1 pseudogene is annotated in these 485 nt (G+C 54.2%); it reads left to right on the top strand.

The window, feature by feature from the left end:
• Positions 1–222: 222 nt before the first annotated feature.
• A pseudogene (locus tag E1297_RS50065) lies at positions 223–485 on the top strand (transposase); the annotation flags it as partial.

Raw genomic sequence — 485 nt, 5'->3', positions numbered from 1 at the left:
ATATTCGGGTTTTGCGGTGAGAGCGGTATAGTACAGAAAGATCAGACCTGAAATCGATAAATCGAGGTACTCACCTTTTGCGGGCCTGGCTCACGTTGCCAACCCGGATTATGCACCAGTTCTAACTCTCAAGCTGCTGATTGTGGTGTAAGGCACTGACGTAATGTAAAAATATGGGTGCCGAAACCATTTTTTCCGTCGGACAAAAACCGCCCTGATCACATGACCGGTCCTGCTTCAGTTTTTCCCGTACTGCCATCTTTGTCCGGCAAAAAAGTCAGCGCTGCTTTCGATGGTGGAAAGATCACTTCAGATGGCGGCGTATAGCTTCTTGTGGCCGCGGAGAACCAGCTTGGCATTGCCGGGAGGCTTTCAGCCGTCATTCCCGACCCGCGCGACCCGGTGCGGACCCTGCACCAACGGCCCGACATGCTGCGGGCGTGTATTCTGGCGAACGCCGCAGGCTACGAGGATGCCAACGACCT

The sequence above is a fragment of the Roseibium sp. RKSG952 genome (assembly GCF_009711355.1).
Note: the sequence above shows the minus strand (reverse complement) of the source record. Positions and strands in the feature narration are given on the sequence as shown.